Source organism: Brasilonema sp. UFV-L1 (genome assembly GCF_012912105.1).
Classification (GTDB): Bacteria; Cyanobacteriota; Cyanobacteriia; order Cyanobacteriales; family Nostocaceae; genus Brasilonema.
Map to the genome: position 1 here is coordinate 36,030 of NZ_QMEA01000029.1, position 19,051 is coordinate 55,080.

The 19,051-nt window shown below is 41.2% G+C and carries 16 protein-coding genes; 6 read left to right on the top strand and 10 right to left on the bottom strand.

Features of this window, described 5'->3' with window-relative positions:
• Nucleotides 1–28: 28 nt before the first annotated feature.
• Together DP117_RS11395 and DP117_RS11400 are read right to left on the bottom strand one after the other, a co-directional pair.
• On the bottom strand, nt 29–1,075 hold the full coding sequence (locus DP117_RS11395; protein WP_169218416.1) for a zinc-dependent dehydrogenase: 1,047 nt from the start codon (nt 1,073–1,075) through the stop codon (nt 29–31).
• 315 nt (nt 1,076–1,390) lie between these two features.
• Nucleotides 1,391–2,929 (bottom strand): FAD-binding oxidoreductase, encoded by a 1,539-nt coding sequence (locus DP117_RS11400; protein ID WP_169218417.1) that lies wholly within the window; start codon nt 2,927–2,929, stop codon nt 1,391–1,393.
• A gap of 117 nt (nt 2,930–3,046) precedes the next feature.
• On the opposite strand from DP117_RS11400, the gene DP117_RS11405 reads away from it, so the two are divergent.
• The 5 genes from DP117_RS11405 to DP117_RS11425 all read left to right on the top strand — a co-directional run bounded on the left by DP117_RS11405 (nt 3,047) and on the right by DP117_RS11425 (nt 9,488).
• Entirely contained in the window at nt 3,047–3,244 is a 198-nt protein-coding gene (locus DP117_RS11405) for a hypothetical protein (RefSeq protein ID WP_169218418.1), read from the top strand.
• A gap of 304 nt (nt 3,245–3,548) precedes the next feature.
• Nucleotides 3,549–5,411: an NAD(P)H-quinone oxidoreductase subunit F gene (locus tag DP117_RS11410; protein ID WP_169218419.1), complete on the top strand. Its 1,863-nt coding sequence runs from the start codon at nt 3,549–3,551 to the stop codon at nt 5,409–5,411.
• A gap of 184 nt (nt 5,412–5,595) precedes the next feature.
• On the top strand, nt 5,596–6,315 hold the full coding sequence (locus DP117_RS11415; RefSeq protein ID WP_169218433.1) for a carbonic anhydrase: 720 nt from the start codon (nt 5,596–5,598) through the stop codon (nt 6,313–6,315).
• 151 nt (nt 6,316–6,466) lie between these two features.
• Nucleotides 6,467–7,969, top strand: coding sequence for an NADH-quinone oxidoreductase subunit M (locus DP117_RS11420; RefSeq protein ID WP_169218420.1), 1,503 nt, complete (start codon nt 6,467–6,469; stop codon nt 7,967–7,969).
• Between the two features lie 205 nt (nt 7,970–8,174).
• Nucleotides 8,175–9,488: a CO2 hydration protein gene (locus tag DP117_RS11425; protein WP_169218421.1), complete on the top strand. Its 1,314-nt coding sequence runs from the start codon at nt 8,175–8,177 to the stop codon at nt 9,486–9,488.
• A 94-nt stretch (nt 9,489–9,582) separates the two neighbouring features.
• Here DP117_RS11425 and lysS read toward each other — a convergent pair whose 3' ends face one another.
• The 3 genes from lysS to DP117_RS11440 form a co-directional block, all read right to left on the bottom strand.
• Complete coding sequence (lysS, locus tag DP117_RS11430; protein WP_169218422.1) at nt 9,583–11,154, bottom strand: lysine--tRNA ligase; 1,572 nt, start codon at nt 11,152–11,154, stop codon at nt 9,583–9,585.
• Nucleotides 11,155–11,299: 145 nt separating this feature from the next.
• Complete coding sequence (locus DP117_RS11435) at nt 11,300–11,608, bottom strand: PIN domain-containing protein (RefSeq protein ID WP_339381177.1); 309 nt, start codon at nt 11,606–11,608, stop codon at nt 11,300–11,302.
• Nucleotides 11,609–11,908: 300 nt separating this feature from the next.
• On the bottom strand, nt 11,909–12,268 hold the full coding sequence (locus DP117_RS11440) for a hypothetical protein (protein WP_169218423.1): 360 nt from the start codon (nt 12,266–12,268) through the stop codon (nt 11,909–11,911).
• A 92-nt stretch (nt 12,269–12,360) separates the two neighbouring features.
• On the opposite strand from DP117_RS11440, the gene DP117_RS11445 reads away from it, so the two are divergent.
• On the top strand, nt 12,361–12,585 hold the full coding sequence (locus DP117_RS11445) for a DUF4926 domain-containing protein (protein ID WP_169218424.1): 225 nt from the start codon (nt 12,361–12,363) through the stop codon (nt 12,583–12,585).
• Between the two features lie 22 nt (nt 12,586–12,607).
• Here DP117_RS11445 and DP117_RS11450 read toward each other — a convergent pair whose 3' ends face one another.
• The 5 genes from DP117_RS11450 to DP117_RS11470 all read right to left on the bottom strand — a co-directional run bounded on the left by DP117_RS11450 (nt 12,608) and on the right by DP117_RS11470 (nt 18,860).
• The gene (locus DP117_RS11450; RefSeq protein ID WP_169218425.1) at nt 12,608–13,675 is read right to left on the bottom strand and encodes a DNA cytosine methyltransferase; all 1,068 of its coding nucleotides are present in this window, start codon (nt 13,673–13,675) and stop codon (nt 12,608–12,610) included.
• Nucleotides 13,676–13,682: 7 nt separating this feature from the next.
• Complete coding sequence (locus DP117_RS11455) at nt 13,683–14,546, bottom strand: NgoPII family restriction endonuclease (protein ID WP_169218426.1); 864 nt, start codon at nt 14,544–14,546, stop codon at nt 13,683–13,685.
• 104 nt (nt 14,547–14,650) lie between these two features.
• A complete protein-coding gene (locus DP117_RS11460; protein ID WP_169218427.1) occupies nt 14,651–16,858 on the bottom strand; it encodes a phosphoketolase in 2,208 nt (735 codons plus the stop codon).
• A 234-nt stretch (nt 16,859–17,092) separates the two neighbouring features.
• A complete protein-coding gene (locus DP117_RS11465) occupies nt 17,093–17,641 on the bottom strand; it encodes a hypothetical protein (protein ID WP_169218428.1) in 549 nt (182 codons plus the stop codon).
• On the bottom strand, nt 17,625–18,860 hold the full coding sequence (locus DP117_RS11470; protein ID WP_169218429.1) for an acetate kinase: 1,236 nt from the start codon (nt 18,858–18,860) through the stop codon (nt 17,625–17,627). Before DP117_RS11470 ends, DP117_RS11465 begins: the two co-directional genes overlap by 17 nt.
• Nucleotides 18,861–19,051: the final 191 nt, after the last annotated feature.

Consider the following 19,051-nt stretch of genomic DNA (forward strand, 5'->3'; position numbering starts at 1 on the left):
TGAATTGATTCGTCCCCTTGTTCCCCCTCTACGGATAAATCAAAATCTTGTACGTCTCGGCAGTAGGAGCGATCGCCTGTTCTACTGCTGCTGATAAATCTTGTAATGGATAGCGATCGCTAATCAAGGCCTGCACGTCAATGCGTCGATTAAAAACAATATCAGCCGCTAGACTTTGAATGCGGTATGATGAACTATAGCTGCCCATCAAATCAATTTCCCTACGGTAGAGAATATTCGGATTAATCGGAATTTCTACCTGATCCGGAAACTCCGCGAAAAAGAGGATTTTGCCGCCTTTGCGAGTACAATCAAGAGCTTGAAAGAAAGCTTTCTCACTTGGGACAGCAAGTAAGCTCACATCAACACCCATGCCATTGGTTAACTCATGAATTTTGGCTGGTAAATTGGCGTCACGGGCATCAAATGCAGCTTCTGCACCTACACTTAAAGCTTTTTCAATGCGGGATGGGAGTAAATCAGTGGCGATCGCCCTTGCCCCAAAATACTTCACCAACATAATAAACATTAAGCCGATTGGTCCAGCACCAGTGATCAAAACTGTTTGTCCTGGGGCAATTTGAGCTTTCTTCACTGCTTTTAGGCAGCAGTTTGTTGGTTCTACAAAACTTGCTTCTTCAAAACTAATATTATCAGGAATGGGAATTAATCCTCCGTTTTGCACAATATGACCGGGAACTTTGACATATTCTGCAAAACCTCCGCCGCTTGGTGCAAACCCTGCTGTCGTGCAGATATTTTTGTAGGTTTCGCACATGGAGAAATTATCACTTAGACAGTAGCCGCAACGCATACAGGGAATGTGATGCATCACTGCCACCCGTTGTCCAATTTGCCAGCCTGTTACTTCAGAACCAATTGCTGATATGGTTCCAGCAGTTTCATGCCCAAAAATTCGCGGTGGTTCATACAAAGGATAACGAATTTTTTTGATATCCGACTGACACAACCCGACGACTTGCACCTGCACCAACACTTCATCCGGTTCGAGTGTCGGTACGGGGATATCTTCGTAAGAAAGTTGATTAACGCCTCTAAATACTTGTGCTTTCACGTTGATTTCTCACTGCTCAACGATATTGACTTAAAAGATGTTATGAGACAGACTGAAGTCATATTTCTCTACCAAGTTCGCTGCTTATTTGACTCTTAACTAGACTATTGCCAGTCTTCGCCAGATCGTCTCCACAGGCAATGAACACTTTGTATCCACGACGCGTGCGATCGCAGATAGGTACAGTCTTAGACTACGTTTATGCCCTTACAGTCTAGCTATGGATATCCTGCATGGGCTGTCCCCAGTCATTACTGCATCAGAATTATAGCAGGTAACGCATTGTTCCCTAAAAATTTAGCAGTTCTCAAATGATCAATCAAAATAATCACTACCAGAACCATACTTCCAGCTATCACTCCAGCGATTCCAATAATATTTAGGTATACTAGGTAAACTTTTCTTCCACGGTTCTAAAATTTGACTGAACCAAAATAAAATAGAGTAAGTTCCTAAATTTCCATAGTGAAGCATCCAATCCAGTAAAGTTCCCAAACCAACTTGAGGAATGACTTTGGCAACCAACCCTGGATGTGTTAAGAAAGTTTTTATGAGTGTTTTTGTCAGTGCTGGAAACTGTACTATATCTTGTAGAAAAGGTTTGAGTACAGGTTCACCGAGTTGTTGCATTTGTTGAAAGACTGCAGACAAGAGTTGGTTAATTTGATTTGGCTCAATTTTTTGATTGACGTTAACACTCATTGCCTTTTGAAACAGCCAAGTCACTGCTAAGCTAGGTTGGTATATTTGTAGTTGTGTCATTCCCTTTGCAGATAACTGATCTGTTTGCAGCGCTTCGTGAATGCCTAATGTTAAACGCTGCAAATGACGCACCATTGCACCAAAACCACCAAAACTTAAGGGAGACTGACTTCCACTGCTATCTCCAACGGGTAGAATGCGACTCCAAGATATCTTTAGAGGATGACGATAGGAGGGGAAAAAGCCAAAAAGTGCGCGTTGAAATGTCAACTGGCTCAACTCCACGCCTTGATATTGTGGCATGAAACGTAGATAATCCTCAAACAGAGCTTCTAAACTCAAGCGTTGTGGATTGGCATCCATGTAAGTAAATAGATAAGTCGTTCTACCATCTCTTGCTGGAAAAGCTTCCCAAAAGTATTGACATTGATTTTGCACAGGCGTACACGATAACAATAAGTCGCCTGTGTGGTTTTCTGGAAAACCTTGAGCACAAGTTCCCACAACTAAACACAGTGCATCTGGTTTTTGTCCCTGACGTGCTTGTTGTACTATGGGAGAAAGATGTCCCATTGCATCAATTAATAACCTGGTTTTGAATTGGTTATTGACTACCACTCCATCAGGATGAATAACTGCTTGTGTAAATGGAGTGTTTTCAAATAACTTTCCACCAGATGCAAGAAATCGCTGCTTTAAAGTTTCCAGCAAATAAACTGGATCGACACCGATGTTGAGGACATCTTTTACCCAAACTTCTGTACCACCATAAAAGCTAACTCTAGCGGGGTTGTATTTTGTTGCGATCGCCTGTTCCAATTCTGCATCCGTCAGTAAACCTAACTCCACAAAAATTTGTAATTCTTTACGAGAAATATTCCATTCTTGTTCTCTTCCACGCAAAATTGAGCGTTCTATTAACGCGACTCGCACGCCTTTCAAAGCTAAAGCACAACCAATTAAAATGCCTAATGTCCCGCCACAAATCACAACATCCCAATCTACAACACCATTAGGTTGCTGAGTTTCTTTCACCACGACTGGTACAGCGGCGTCACCTTCTCTGAGTGATGTCAAAATCCGATCAGCTTGACGTAACTTGTCTAAAACATTGCCTGGTAGTTGCGCAAGAACATTTTCAGTTAGGGACATGACTGTAAACTTAACCAGAATAATTCTTTAATATTCTTTAATATAAGGTAGCGTAGTTTTGTGGTATCGCAATTTTAATATGCGATAGTACTATATATTACATAAAAGGTGAGATTGATGAATCGTGGAAAAATAGTTGCAATTATCACAGGTGCTATTTCCATCATTTTGGCAGTTGCCTACCTTCTGCTTGTGCAACTGCTGGACTTTCGGGGTGAAATGAAGCCTGCTCCCATCAGTCAGCTTTCATACCAGTCATCAATAATTGCTCACAGTTTATCAGAAAATGGGCAAGTCGTAGAAAGAATTTACTAACTCAAACGAAAAGCATCGCACCAGACGCAACGAATTGCGTCTGGTATTTTTGTATATTGAACAACATATAGAGAAAAAATAATAGTTACTCTTGGAAATTCCAATAGTATAAGAATTTATTACAGTAAACATCTATTAATTATTTAGCTAACTTATTCCCCTTTTCATTGATATGGGGTAATCTATGATTTAACAAAAATAAAATAAAGGTTAATTTTTTCAATTCGCATATCTGTGTTATCCAAAGCAACGGTTGTTGGTTGACAACTGTGCTCTGTTGTGCAGCAAATTGAGAGGAGAATTAATGGATCATTTTCTAGTTGAAACTGTTTGGTTGGTTCCTTGCTATGCTTTAATTGGTGCGGTTTCAGCCGTACCTTGGTCTCCAGGAATCATTAAACGCACGGGACCAAGACCAGCAGGTTACATTAACTTGGTCATGACATTTCTTGGGTTTATTCATTCTGCTTTTGTATTACCAATCGCCTGGAATCAAGTGCCATATGAGATATCTATACCTTGGCTAAGTACGGCTGGTTTAAATCTTTCGATTGATTTAGAAATCTCCTCATTAAGTGTCGGCGCGATGGTTGTCATTACCGGCTTAAATTTGCTAGCACAAATTTTTGCTGTCGGCTACATGGAGATGGATTGGGGCTGGGCGCGCTTTTATTCACTTTTGGGATTGTTTGAAGCTGGGTTATGCGCCCTTGCATTATGTAACTCTTTGTTTTTCAGTTATGTGATTTTGGAAATCCTAACTTTAGGAACCTACTTACTAGTAGGACTTTGGTTTAGTCAGCCTTTGGTTGTCACAGGTGCTAGAGATGCTTTCTTAACCAAGCGGGTGGGAGATTTATTTCTGCTGATGGGAGTTCTGGCAATATGGTCACAAGCTGGGACTTGGAACTACACCAAATTAGCAGAATGGGCGGCTACTGCCAATGTCAACCCAACCTTAATAACATTAACATGTCTGGCATTGATGGCAGGTCCGATGGGTAAATGTGCTCAATTTCCCTTGCATTTGTGGTTAGATGAGGCAATGGAGGGACCTGTTCCGAGTACAATTTTACGGAATTCCGTAGTTGTTGCGACTGGTGCTTGGGTGCTGATTAAGCTGCAACCAGTTTTCAGCTTGTCGCCTGTCGCAACTTCTGCAATGGTAGTTATTGGTGCAGTCACAGCAGTGGGTGGTTCTTTAATTGCGATCGCCCAAGTTGACATCAAACGCTGCTTATCATACTCTGTCAGTGCCTACATGGGTTTAGTATTTATCGCCGTAGGAACACAACAAGATGAAGCAGCACTGTTGTTAGTTCTCACTCACGCTTTAGCCTCAGCACTCCTAGTCATGAGTACTGGTGCGATTGTTTGGAACAGCATCACTCAAGATGTCAGCCTCCTAGGGGGACTTTGGTCACGCCGTCCAGTTTCTGGAATAGCCTATATAGTAGGGACTCTAGGATTAATTGGGTTTCCACCATTAGGCGGCTTTTGGGCGCTACTGAAATTAGCGTCAGGAGTGTGGACAACACAACCTTGGCTTGTGGGAGTGATTATAACAGTCAACGCTTTAACAGCTTTTAGCTTAACCAGGGAATTTAGTTTAATATTTGGCGGACAACCAAAGCAAATGAGCGATCGCTCACCAGAAGTGAGTTGGCAAATGGCTCTACCTATGATTATTTTGCTTGGTTTTACTCTCCATTTACCCTTAGTTTTGCAAAGCTTATCACTACTACCAACTTGGGCAAGTCTTAACAAAGATGTCGCACTTTTGTTAATTTGGTCAAGTATTTTTAGTTGCAGCATTGGTAGTGTGATTTATCTAGGTAATGTCATTCCCAAACCAATTCGCTTTCCTTTGAAACCTTTGCAAGACTTGCTAGCATACGACTTTTACACTCCAAAACTGTATCGGATGAGCATAGTTTTCGGTGTTGACATGATTTCAAAACTGGCAGATATGATTGACCGCTTGATATTCGATGGAATTGTGAACTTAGTTGGTTTAGTTTCCATATTGAGTGGAGAAGGTTTGAAATATAGCACCTCAGGAAAAACCCAGTTTTATGCATTCATCGTGCTTTTAGGAGTCAGCATCTTAGGAACAGTCGTAAGTTGGCAATACTGGGGATTTCATCTCTTAAACTTGATTTCTTAGTTTCCAGACCCCTGAGTAACATGGGGCGCAAAACCTTGCGCCCGTAAAAATAGTCAAGTCACAACTAATAACGAACAATCAAATTTGTCTGCGTGCATCTGCGTTTTTAAAAACTTTAAAATCTGATTTTTGCAAGCCATCAAAAGAAACATCACCAATTTGAAATATCAGGAAAAGAACAATGATTAAGAAAAACATTTCTAGAAGGTCTTTGGTCAAATTTGGTGCAGGAGCACTAGGAACAGGAATTTTAACAGCAGGAATTAGCTCTAATTTAGTTGTTTCTGAACAAGCAGTAGCACAAGCAGTAGTACAAGAAGAAAAAAAAGATTTAACTCCCGAACAGGCTTTGCAATCGTTAATAGAAGGAAACCAACGCTTTGTCACAAGAAAACGTCGCAGCCCCAATCAAACTCCTACACGTCTTGTTGAAGTCGCAAAAAGTCAGAAACCGTTTGCATCTATTCTTGGATGTGCAGATTCAAGAGTTCCTGCTGAAATTGTTTTCGACCAAGGATTTGGGGATTTATTTGTATGTCGTGTCGCTGGTAATATCGCCACCTCAGAAGAAATTGGCAGCTTAGAATTTGGCAGTTTAATATTGAATTCAAAAGTCATTATGGTACTTGGTCATAAAAGATGCGGTGCAGTAGATGCCACAATAAAAGGTGCTCAAGTTCCTGGTCACATTTCTAGTTTGCTGGATGCCATTCAACTAGGTGTAGAAAAATCAAAAAACTTACCAGGCGACAAAGTAGAAAATGCTTGTAAAGCAAATATTTTGGTGCAGGTACAAAAGTTGAAATCATCACTAGTTCTTTCTCAGTTAATTGAGCAAGGAAAATTGAAAGTTGTAGGAGCTTATTACGATTTAGACGATGGGAAAGTCACTCTGTTGAGTTAACAATATACCTAAGAAAAATTCCTCTCTCTTCTCTCTTCCTCTGCGTTCTCTCTCTTGAAAAGATCTGAGCGGAGGTTTCCTCCGCTCAGACTTTTCGCTGCGTCCTCTGCGGTTTTTTACTCTTTTTGTCAATCACATCACGAACCAATTTATGCTCAGTACCTTAATTTGGCTACCTATTTTAGGAGCCGCTGTGATTAGTTTACTACCTCGTTCTCTTCCTGCAATCAATGTTCGTTTAACAGCCCTAACCATTGCTGGATTTGTTCTTCTTTGGAATATTTTCCTGCTGCTGAAATTTGATATCTCTCTTCCTGGAATGCAGTTGCGGGAATATCTACCTTGGAATGAAACCCTTGGTTTAAGTTACCAATTAGGGGCTGATGGACTTTCCATAATCATGCTGCTGTTAAACAGTTTGCTCACCTGGATTGCTATTTACAGCAGCAATCAAACAACTGAACGTCCCCGCTTTTTTTATTCCCTCATTTTATTAGTCAGTGGAGGAGTTGCAGGTGCATTTGCAGCACAAAATTTGTTGCTCTTCTTCCTGTTCTACGAACTAGAATTAATACCCTTCTATCTCCTGATTTCCATTTGGGGAGGAGAAAAGCGGACTTATGCGGCGATGAAGTTCCTAATTTATACCGCCGTTTCAGGAGCATTAATTCTAGCAACATTTCTGGGTACAGTTTGGCTCACAGGTTCAACTAATTTTGATTACAATACACTCTCGACTCAAACCTTATCAACAGCACTGCAAATCATTCTACTTCTAGGAATCCTGCTAGGATTTGGAATCAAAATTCCTCTCGTTCCCTTACACACTTGGTTACCAGATGCTTACGTTGAAGCTTCAGCCCCGATTGCGATTCTTCTTGGTGGAGTGCTGGCGAAGTTAGGAACTTATGGCGTTTTACGATTTGGGATGGCACTGTTTCCCGAAGCTTGGAGTATTCTTGCACCCAGTTTAGCAACTTGGGGGGCAGTTAGTGCCATATACGGGGCTGTGACTGCGATCGCTCAAAAAGACATCAAGCGCATGGTTGCATACAGTTCCATTGGTCACATGGGTTATATATTGTTAGCAGCAGCAGCCAGTACTCCGTTAGCACTGATTGGTGCGATCGCCCAAATGTTCAGTCACGGTATTATCCTCGCCATCCTCTTCCATTTGGTGGGAGTTGTAGAAGCCAAAGTCGGAACCCGTGAGTTAGATAAACTCAATGGCTTAATGAGTCCGATACGCGGATTACCCCTAATTAGCGCTCTACTCATTTTAGGAGGTATGGCAAGCGCTGGTATTCCGGGTATGACAGGATTCATTGCTGAATTTATCGTATTTCAAGGCAGTTTCTCTATCTTTCCGATACCAACATTATTGTGTGTCGTCGCCAGTGGCTTAACCGCAGTTTACTTTGTCATCCTGCTTAACCGTACCTGTTTTGGCAGACTTGACAACGACTTAGCTTACTATCCCAAAGTTCTGTTGTCTGAGAAAATGCCAGCTTTTATCTTAGCAGCCCTCATCTTGTTCTTGGGAGTACAACCTAATTGGTTAGTGCGTTGGAGTGAGACAACAAGTGCAGCAATGGTTGCTGCTATTCCTCCTATTGAAAAAACCGTAACGACTCAAGTTGCTCTCAATCAATAAATCCGCCTTGAAAGTCTACTTTTGTCCCTTGTTAGAAACGTCGTTCATAGTGTTTCTTGCAAAAGTCAATTGTATAAATAGGACTTACGCAAGAACTCTTTAAAACTCTTTTCTTTGCGTTCTTTGCGTCCTACCCTGCGGGAAGCCGCTCCGCGTCTATGCGGTTCGTTTTTCATAATCTTGCCCAAGCCAAGAGGAAATAAAAATGGTACAAACTCCCAACAAAACTGAAGCCAAATTACCTCCTTCTACCCATGAATTTGCAGAAGTGATTCATCGGTTAGAAGCAGGCGGAGCAATGTTGCCCGATACGCCAGAAAACTTAATGCAAATCATCGGTCTTTACAAAGCATATGCAGTACCGATGGACTTTTACTGGCGTGACTTATTATATATTGCTGAGCAAGTATTCTTAGATCCATTTCCCTTTTTTAAATACTTCATTTCTCAGGAGTATTTAGAACGTCACAATCATTATGCTGGTGATGATGCCGACTTAAGAGTTTGGCGCGGGGAAGCAACTGCTCATCCAGAACTCTTAGCATTTATGGAGAAGGGTGAAACCTTCAAAATGCCCAAGTTATTGCATCACTTATTCCATGACAGAATCAATATGGAATTTGCTGAAGCTTGTATGCGAGCAATGCTTTGGCATAGAGAAATGGGTGGGAAATTTGACCCTTACCTGGATACTGAAGAATACAAAGCGAATGCCGACAGAGCAATCAAAGCTTACTTCAAAGGCAATCCATTCATGTTAGGACTCTACAAACTGTTCCCAGATATGTTTATAGAACAGTGTCGTCAGATGTCTTACTACGCTAATCTGGGTTTGTTTTGGGAAGTGATGGCTCCCGTATTTTTTGAGATGTCAGACTTATATGACGAAGGAAAAATTACAAGTGTCCCAGAAGCAATGAATTTTTTGGTAAATGGAATTTTTGCAGTTGCAAATCGTCCTATTTACCATAACGTTTATATTCGTGGAGAATGCTACGAAATCGTTCCCAAATCTAAAGGTTTTGTCTGGCTTCACGAAGCTGCATTACCTTATGTGGAAGCTGTTTTTTATCGTACTGCTCCCTTTAGAGGTACAAAGTCTTATAATGCTCAAGCAAGACAAGTACCAACAGACCAAAAAGACTTTCACTATGGAATTCTCTATGCGGATGTCTTTCCAGTAGGTACTGCAGGTATTCCACCAACACTGCTCATGCAAGATATGTTGCATTTCTTGCCATCTTATCTTGTTGATTACTACAAGCAATATTGCCGAGGAGAAGAAGATACGTTGATTCAGTTGGGAATTAGTTTCCAACGTTCAATGTACTGCGTCACTTCTGCAGTGATTCAAGCATTGCGGACTGTACTTTGTCATCCTTTAGATGATCCAGATCCTGAACATTTACAAGCAAATCGAGACTTTTTTGAGTCTCAGTTAAATCGTTTTACTCGCCCTGAGTATGGTATTCGTGATGCTGCTCGCTTGCGGGATATTCAGAGGCAAGATTATAGATAGTAAATGTCGTTTTTAGTGCAGGCTAAAAGTCTGCACTACGAACAAATATTTATCAATTACCTGAGAATATAAACATGAAGTTAAATATCTTCAGTTAAATGACCTCTCGCAGTCTACCTAGCACAAAAGATTTGTCTAAGTATGACAACAAAGCGCCTGCTTTGGGACCACGTTCTTTACCCAAAAAAGACAAGTAAACAGCCTTGAATGCATTAGCCGGTTGAATCTGCAATTCCTTTGATGTCGTAAATAAGGTAGTTTGTAACTCCTCACTGTCCCAAGCGACTAAGTTATCTAAATTCTCTATTAACCTTTCCAGGTAAGAAACTTGCTCTTGAGTCAAATCTCCAGCTTTTTCAGGAACTCGCTCAAGATAAAGAACGAGTTTTTCTTCTTCATCCGCATAGTCTTGTAGCCACTTCTTAGCAGCAGCAATCCTTTGATTTAAAACTTGCCAGTCAAACTCACTCAAAGACTCAGGACTGCGTTGCGCTATCTCCTCTTTTATATCAATATGAGGAATTTGCAAAAGCGAAATTATCGTACTGAAATCAAAAGGATAGTAAGGTTTAATATTATCACCCAACTGTGCATAATATAGAGGCATTAACTCTTCAGTCAACTCTGGTTTTTCAGCGTTAGCCTCAATCTGAACTTGATATTTTCCAATCAAAGTATCATAGTCTCGGAAAAGACGGGTGATTGTTTCGTAATTGGGAGCAAAATTGATAACTGTTCTTGGCTGAGTACGCAGCATCAAGAAACGCAGCAATTCAGGAGGAAGTAAATCAGCAATTTCTTTAGCACTTGAACCTACTCCCTTGGATGAGCTCATCTTAGTGCCATTCACCAAAATAAATTCATAGGGAGAATGGAATGGAGGTTGCTTGTTTAAAACCTTACGACAGATAGCATTTGCCACATCTCTAGAACCACCTTTTTGAGAGTGATCCTTACCTGCCATCTCGATAGTCACACCCAATAAATCCCACTTTGCAACCCATTCTACCTTCCAAGGAAGCTTACCGTTGCCATTAAACGGAGAAACCCAGCCTGAGTGTCCACAACCTTGCACCCAATTTGTTGCATCCGGCTTACAAGTGTAAAAAACTTCTGAACCGTTGTAGTCTGTGACAACAGTTGTAGCGATTTTACCGCAGTTTTCACAAATAACCTGAAATGGATACCAATTACTTGGGCGATCGGCCTTACTCACCTCTTTATATGCTTCTCGGACTAGGTGAGCATTTTTGAGAAAAATATCGATATAATGGTCGAGTTTTCCAGAACGATATAAATCGCGCAGGTAGTAAACTTCTGGTTTGACTCCCAGATAATCAAAGACTTCTAAGAATTCACCCATGAAATACTTGGCATAATCACTGGCTGTATCTTTTGGTGAGGGAACATTGCACAGTGGAAAACCAAGATAAGGCGAAAACTTCTCGGCTTCAAGGTACTTAGGCACTGTATCTAGTGCATCGTAGTCATCTACGCCGTATGAAAACTTAACGGGCTTACCTGCGTGTTTCAAGGCTCGATAAATAACGTCATGGATAACCACGCCCCGTAACGATCCTACATGTACCCTTCCAGAAGGTGTCTTGGAATCGTTAACAACTTGGTAGCCTTGTGCATCAGCAGCGATTTTGTCAGCCCAAAACATTGTTGATTTACATCTGTTTACAGTGCTTACATTTTAGCTCTACACATGGCTTGTTGGAATAAGCTAGGAAGATGTCTGGTGATCAGTCGCTATCTTTCGAGAAAGGTTTCACCGAACGCATTTGGGCACTTAAGAGCGCAAATCTTTATGGTAAAGTCCAGTTTTCCAGTTGTAGTTCGGTAATGCGCTCATAATGACGGGTATTGTTCGTAACTAAAATATAATTTTCTGTAAGAGCAACACTAGCAATGAGTAAATCAAAATCGCCGATTGGTTGTCCTAGTCTGCGGAGTTCTGCTTTTAATTCTCCAAAGCGTCTGACAGCAGAATCAGTAAGAGGTAAAACAGGTAGCTGTTCAATAAAAAATTCTGCACGAGCAAAATTTTCTTCAACTCGATTAGAATTAAACGCACCAAAGTACAGTTCAGCAGCAGTGATAATGCAAATGGAAATGTGATTCCATCCTACTTGCCTAACCTTTTCTCTGACTGAATAACGATTACTCCCTTCCCGCCAGAAGAATACCTAATTTAACGTAGACGCGCAGCGGCTTCCCGCAGGGTACCGCAAAGACGCGTTAGACGCGTTTGCGCAGCGCCCCCTTAGGGGCTAGCGGCGTGCCGAAGGCTAGGACACGGAGCGCGCAGCGTGCGCCCTTGGCGCATAGGAAGAAGAAAAAGAAGATAGGTAATCTTAGACCACCGAAGGGAGTAGTAAGCCAATAAATGCAAGTATCAGTATCAAGTAAATAAGTCACAGACTATATTTAGAGTTAGAAATAGTACGGCTATCATATATCTCTTTGATGATTTCTTCTGGTGCGCGTTCGTCTTCCCATGCACCAAAGCTTTCCATAAATGTTTCCAGTGGATGCTCTGTTGGTACATCTTCAGATGGCATGATGATTTCAGTAGCTATTAGCTGATCTACATCCGTAAGGCCTAATTTTTGAGTTTGCTCTTTAGCTGTAACAAGAATTTGCATTAAGGTAATTGCCTGACGCAGAACATCGCTTTTAGTTCCACCAGTTTTTTTCGCAAGTTCTTCTAATACCTGATTAAGTTCTGGTGACAAATCTAGATTAAAGCGAACCATTTCTTGAGTGTTAGTCATGGTTTCATCCTTGTGTAAAATCTTTAGTAAATCATAGCTTACAGATGGTCAAGATAATTTGTGACTGCCTATCCATTGAAAAGGTGAGAAAAATGATTGCAGAACTTGATAGAATTATTCTAACAACTCATATTTCAGAGTACGGATTAGAACAGGGTGATATAGGTACAGTTGTTTTGGTACATCAAGGTGGTAAGGGATATGAAGTGGAATTTCTCACCTTGAATGGAGAAACTGTGGCAATTGTTTCACTATTCGCTGCACAAGTTCGTCCTATTGGTGGCAGAGAAATCGCTCATGCACGAGTGATAGATTGATGGTATTGTATAAAATTAAGTCTCAAGCAAAAGAAGAACTGGGTTCAAATAATGTGAGTTGTGTCGGATATTTGTGACGAAGCACATGATTACATAAACCAAAATTTTGGTATTCTTTTATATCTATAATTATTTTACTGGCAAGCTCTTTGGCTAGTAATACAGGTACAGCATTTCCAACCATTTTATATCCATCAAGTAGATTGTTATATTTGAAAATAAAATTATCTGGAAAAGTTTGAATTCTGGCACATTCTCTAACGGATAATCTCCGGTACGGTTTTAATGAATTGGGGTCAAACATCCATTTGTCTTTCTCAACCCAAATCATTTTTTGTGCTTGGGGATGTATCGGAGCATGTCTACCACCTGCCTGAATTGTAAAAGATGGCTCATCCCAGCTTCTGACTCTATTTCTTGACATATAAATACTAGAAAAGCTACCTTCCATATATTCATGATTAGGTACTAACGGATGAGTTTTAGATACCTCTCCTGCTACTGGTATAGGTTCAATTTCACTTAGATCGTAAATAGCATCTCTAAGAGTTAAAATGTTAGCGCTTTCCAGAGGAAATTCAAAGGTTCCCCCCATCTCTTCTCTATATCCTATAATAATTACCCGTTTTCTATCTTGGGGTACTCCATAATTGCAAGCATTCAGTAATTTATAAGTTACCTCATATCCAGCATCTTTAAATTGATATAAAATATTTGTAAAAGCTTTGTTATGCTTTTGAGCTAAAATACCACTTACATTTTCAGCTAGGAAAAAAAGAGGTTTTTTTTCTCTTATAATTCTAATGTAATCATAAAATAACTGACCTCTGCTATCATTTATTCCTCGTCCAGCACCAGCTTCGCTCCAACTTTGACAAGGAGGACCACCAATGATACCTACGCACTCAGGTATCTCATCAGGTTCAATAGCTCTAATATCTCTTCTATCTAGTTTTACTTCTGGATGATTAAATTCATAAGTATCCCAAATTGACTTATCATATTCGTTTGCCCAGACTATCTTAAAACCAGCTTGCTCAAAGCCTAAATCTAAACCTCCACAACCGGAAAAGAGAGACACTATATTCATATTTTTTTCATTTGCTCAATTTAGTGTTTATTTTATAAATAAACATTTTAGCACGAAGAAGTTGAGCAGGATTATTCGGAGATTTAATGTTGACATTTTGGCTTTGGAAGTTAACATTAGATATACCTTCTATTTCTTTTCGGTTCTCTTGAGAAAAAGAGAAATACTTTTCTTCTTTCATAATGACTACTACTTGTAAATTTTCTGTAGTCTGATATGGAAAAATATAATCATAAACAAAAATCGGATTTCTTATTCCCCACATTCCTCTAATCCTCAAATCTGTGATACCTAGAGGATCTACTTTATTCACTCTTCCTAGTTCTCTAGTTTCAGAGAATTCAACATCTTTTATTTCTGTAATGCCGCTACTAATTTTTTTAGCAATTCTTTCATATATTTCTCTGTCGGCAGCATAGCAATCACCATATATAAACCAAAGAAGTTTCAGTTTTCTATCTTTTGGAACACCAATTACATAAATAATGTCTTTTTCTTGCCAATCTTCGCATTGACGACAATGTTTTGTGAGCAGTGGACTATTATAATATAATTTCGATTTTGGATAGGAACTGTTTAATGCAATACTTGCTTTGAGTGATTCTATTTTTTTAACTTCGATTGCATCACCATTTTTTAAAATTAAGTCGGGTGGGTTATTTTGATTACCTATATAAGAGAAAACCTCTGAATATCTCTCATTTTTGAGAGCCTGGTCGCTTTGACTTAAAGTTTCGGCAAAGATATCCTTTACAAAACATTCTAAAGCATCACCAATACCGTTAATTCTATTTTTACCTTGGTAGTAACTGACTAAATCTGGAATGGGATTATCAACAATTGTTTTAATTGCTTTAAGTAAGTCTGCCATAAATCTATGTTACGTTTATGACTATATTTTAATTAGATAATAAAGATTATGCCGCTCCTCATGTATGAAGAGCGGCAATACCCTATCGTATCAGATTGCGAAATCTAACCCACTAACTCAATTCCCCGTTTCACCAACGCCTGTGCAGTCAAACCATTAAACGCCATCAACTCGCCAGCACTCGCTGTCGTCTCCCCACGCTTCCACGCGAAAGTATCCCGCTTGCTTGTACTCCGTAACATGATAGGTTCTAGCATCGCCGCAGCGCCACCAGTCACACCAATGAGTGCATCCCCATCAAACAATTCGGCAAATTTTGCATCATCCACAAAATCGCCATCAGGTTCAGAACAAGTATCCCAAGCAGTGTCATGAGGACGATACAAACGACGGGGGTTAATAACAGAAACAATTCTTGCGCCAATACCTTCTTTTTCTAATAAAGCAGCAGCTTCAAAGACTGGTATTAATGTCATATCCCCAATCACAGCAAAGACAACTTTCTTGTTACCAGAAACTTCTTGCAAGACGACTGCACCATCGCGTAAAGCTTGACTTGTTTGTTCAAAAGTGGTGCGAATTGGCAATGGTGATTTACTCGCAGTAATCACAATTCCCTTATTCTTAGTCGTCAACGCCCAGTCATAACAAACTTGAATACTGTTAGCATCAGGAGGAAACAATGGGAAGACATTACCATTGCGCATTAACGAAGCAAAATAAGCTTCAATTTCCGGACGTTGGTGAGTCCAACCGTTGCGTCCTTGCTCTAATGCACCAGCTGTGAATAATGTAATAGTTGAGGGAGTACGACGCCGCAATTCTGCCATTGCTTGCGTGACTGTTTGCCAAATTGGTAAACCGTTGATGGCAAAAGATTCGTAAGAACACCACAAAGTCCGCGCACCCATTAACGATAAACCAGCAGCTAAACCTGCACAAGCATCTTCACTCAAAGGTTCGTAGACTTGTCCATTGGGTGCTTGGTTGTATAAGTCATCTGTCGTGGGGTGGATAATCTTGAGTGCTTGGTTGATATTGGCAATACCAGATGCTTCGTTACCGTCGGCGTTAGTCACGAAGAAGTTTTTATCTATCTGTCCAACTTTTCCTACCAATCTTCCCATCGCTGTGGTGGAAACTTTTGCTTCCCCACCTACGGGATATTCTTCTAAAGGCAATTCGCCTAATTCTGGTAACTCATATTCAAATTCTGTCACAACTGTCTTCGCTGCGGGACCTCCGCCTGCGCGTTCACAGTTTGTCCGCACGAGTTGCCAAACTTCTGGCGGTAAGGCACGTTCTTTTAACGCATTCACAATATGAGGAGCATCCAAAGTATCTTTAGGATAGAGGTTATGAGACTTGGCACCTCGTGCATGAACTCCTGCACCTTTGAGTTGTTTTATAATAAACGCAGTTAGTTTGCCACTCAATGCAGAACGCGCTGCTTCATCTACACCTGTGAGTACAGCTTTGGTAAAAGCTAGCCGCTGCTCAAAGGAAAAGGCGGTACTATCAACATAATCCCCGCTTTGGTTGGCATCATCAAAGTCTTTGGCATCGACTAACACGACTTGTTCAAAACCGTTACCTTGCCAGTATGCCTTCATTTGTTCATTGGTTTTGAGGGAAACCATGCTGTGGTGTTCTTGGCTATAACCGTTCCACACCAATATTGGTAAGAAGTTGGTGACATTTGGAAAAGCGGTGTGAAAGTGTGCTATGGAACTGATGATATACGGTTCACCCAACCCACCGTCGCCAACGGTGAAGGGGAAAAGCTTGTCTTTGTGCAGCAATGCAGCTGCCATTGCAAAGTGTTGCCCTTGTCCCAAAGGACCTGCGGGTGCGAGAATACCAGGAATGTAGCCAGAAAGATGTCCTAACAGTCCGTGTTTTTCTCGGAAGCGATCGCGCAATTGTTGCACTGTCTCAATTCCCATGTCCTCTAGCGATCGATCCAAGAACATGGCACTATAAAATCCAGGGGCATGGTGTCCCACTTCGGTAATAATGTTCTTGTAACCGAGCATGACAAGTGCTGCATAAGCTTCCGCTTGAGAAGCAAAACCGCCTGGGTGTCCAGAGGCTTTGCTTCCTGTGACTTGCAGTGTTAGATAGCGCAAAGCGTCTGCAGCAAGTAAGGTTTGGAAGGCGGCGGCTGGATCTGTAGGATTGGCAGTTGTGCCTAAGTCTATCACAGGTGTTGCACCATATGTTTCAAAACCTGGGATTGCTTCACCAAAGTATTGAATACCTTCGCAAAAATTAGAAGCCGCTGAAGTTTCCTTTGGGGTTGTTGCTGTCATGCTAAGTACCTTAATCTGAGTATGAGGAGACACTAGTACCGCTTTGGGGAATTCGCTCATTCAAAATTCAAAATTCAAAAAGTTTATGATGTAAGCTTTTCGTGGATTTTGAATGATAGTTTTATTTCCGCCACGCTGTACTAGAAATGCTCGTTCAAATTTAAAAAGATTTTACCTTAAACAGCAAGAAGGCTCTTCAGCTTCTTTTGGAGTGCCATTCGTTTATCAACCACCTTATCGCCTCACTTGTTGTCTACTCACTTGCAATCTACCAACGGGTTCAGCTTTCTCAACCGAGTTGTTATCCAATCCCAGAGTTAATTGCAAAGGAATCCGTGATGGGTACGCCTTCACGACCTCTCGATAGACTTGATAGTTCGTGGGTAATACTCTTTGTTCCTCTCCCAGTCTATACTTCAGTTCGTACTTTACAGACTTCAACAATTCAGGACTACCCGCCTCTTGGGATTTTTTGCGTTGTTCTATTTCATCAACTGAAGGTCGCGGCGGTAAAACTGACCACCATAAACCCTTATCATCAGGACCAGTGACTGCTCCTTCTGGCTTCAAGCCATTACGATTTAGCAAGGAAGTCGTTGCAAAAGTTTCAAAACGCGGTACTTGCTCATTCGTTAGATCATCAGCATACTTAACTTGCCAGGTATAACGAGTGAGTGCTGTGGCTTCATACTGCTCAGTAGTTAAGGTGTTGCAACTTGCAAGTGTAAGCGTAGTTAGCATAGCCACTGTTCTTAGCAAATTGGTCTTAAGCTGTACGTGCATCTTTTTTTTCCAATAGTCGCCAACATTCACAAGCAATTTCCCAATCTTCTTCTGTATGAATTACCAAGACTCGTACCGCAGAGTCAGAGGTAGCAATATCTTTATCAAAAGGTTTGTGTGTATTTTTCTCGTCGTCAAGTTTTAATCCCAAAAATTCAAAAGCTTCACAAGCTGCAGCGCGAATCTCAGGATTATTTTCGCCGACACCAGCGGTAAACACCAAGGCATCTAATCCCCCCAAGCTAGCAAGCATTGCACCAATATAAGAACGCAAGCGATGCACGTAGATATCCCAAGCTAGTTGAGCGCGGGAATTACCTTGAGAAATTCCTTCTCTAATTTGTCGCATATCATTAGATATACCAGAAATTCCACGTAAGCCAGAAGCTTTATTTAGAACACTCGCTAGCTCATCAATAGAGTTATCAGGTTGCTGCAACAGATGAATGAGAATTCCTGGATCAACGGCACCAGAACGGCTACCCATCATCAACCCATCTAAAGGCGTGAATCCCATTGTTGTATCAATGCTGCGACCATTTTTAATGGCGGCTAAAGAGCAACCGTTGCCTAAATGACAGACAATTAACCGCATAGATGCTAAGTCTTGACCGAGAATGCGAGCCGCACGCTGAGCACAGTACTGATGACTGATACCATGAAAACCGTAGCGACGGATACCTTGTTCTATCCACTCGTAGGGACCAGGGTAGATGGCTGCTGCATCAGGGAGATGAGAATGAAATGCAGTATCAAATGCTGCAACTTGGGTGACTGTTCCCAAGTGTTTTTCAATCGCTTCTATTCCTTCCAAGTTAACTGGATTATGCTCAGGAGCGAGGTCTGCAAGACGGGCGATCGCCTGTTTCACCTCCTCAGTAATCACCACACTCTCACGGTAATCTTGTCCACCATGTACCACACGATGTCCCACCACATCAATTTCTGACGGCTGACTAATCACCTGCGTAGAACCTTTGCACATCGTATCCAGCATATGAGCCATGACTTGAGTTCGGGAGTCTGCAGGAATTTTCTCTTGTAATTGTTCGCCTTTGGCTGTTTTGACTTCGATTTCTGCAAAACCTTGTTGGTGAGTCCAGTCTACTTTCGCTTCCCAAAGCGGTTTGAGAGGTTCTTCAGGGAGAGTGTCACCTGTCATCTCGTATACACAACTTTTTTGACTGCTCGATCCGGCATTGAGTACCAGTATTTTCATACTTAGCAGAAATTGATTTAGATGTGGTTATGGCACTAACAATTATGAGATGGTTTGAGTTGACGAACATCTGTCTAATGTGCCGTGTCGCGAATATTTTTTTAGGCATTGGGGTAAAAACCCCACCCCGGTTTTGTCTGACGCCAAAACCTCCCCTCCCCTTAGTAAGGGGAGGGGTAAGGGGTGGGGTA

Excerpts from the sequence above, each read along its gene's own strand:
- DP117_RS11400 (WP_169218417.1), bottom strand. The coding sequence starts at position 2,929 with ATGTCCCTAACTGAAAATGTTCTTGCGCAACTACCAGGCAATGTTTTA.
- DP117_RS11405 (WP_169218418.1), top strand. The coding sequence starts at position 3,047 with ATGAATCGTGGAAAAATAGTTGCAATTATCACAGGTGCTATTTCCATC.
- DP117_RS11410 (WP_169218419.1), top strand. The coding sequence starts at position 3,549 with ATGGATCATTTTCTAGTTGAAACTGTTTGGTTGGTTCCTTGCTATGCT.
- DP117_RS11420 (WP_169218420.1), top strand. The coding sequence starts at position 6,467 with ATGCTCAGTACCTTAATTTGGCTACCTATTTTAGGAGCCGCTGTGATT.
- DP117_RS11425 (WP_169218421.1), top strand. The coding sequence starts at position 8,175 with ATGGTACAAACTCCCAACAAAACTGAAGCCAAATTACCTCCTTCTACC.
- lysS (WP_169218422.1), bottom strand. The coding sequence starts at position 11,154 with ATGTTTTGGGCTGACAAAATCGCTGCTGATGCACAAGGCTACCAAGTT.
- DP117_RS11440 (WP_169218423.1), bottom strand. The coding sequence starts at position 12,268 with ATGACTAACACTCAAGAAATGGTTCGCTTTAATCTAGATTTGTCACCA.
- DP117_RS11445 (WP_169218424.1), top strand. The coding sequence starts at position 12,361 with ATGATTGCAGAACTTGATAGAATTATTCTAACAACTCATATTTCAGAG.
- DP117_RS11450 (WP_169218425.1), bottom strand. The coding sequence starts at position 13,675 with ATGAATATAGTGTCTCTCTTTTCCGGTTGTGGAGGTTTAGATTTAGGC.
- DP117_RS11455 (WP_169218426.1), bottom strand. The coding sequence starts at position 14,546 with ATGGCAGACTTACTTAAAGCAATTAAAACAATTGTTGATAATCCCATT.
- DP117_RS11460 (WP_169218427.1), bottom strand. The coding sequence starts at position 16,858 with ATGACAGCAACAACCCCAAAGGAAACTTCAGCGGCTTCTAATTTTTGC.
- DP117_RS11465 (WP_169218428.1), bottom strand. The coding sequence starts at position 17,641 with ATGCACGTACAGCTTAAGACCAATTTGCTAAGAACAGTGGCTATGCTA.
- DP117_RS11470 (WP_169218429.1), bottom strand. The coding sequence starts at position 18,860 with ATGAAAATACTGGTACTCAATGCCGGATCGAGCAGTCAAAAAAGTTGT.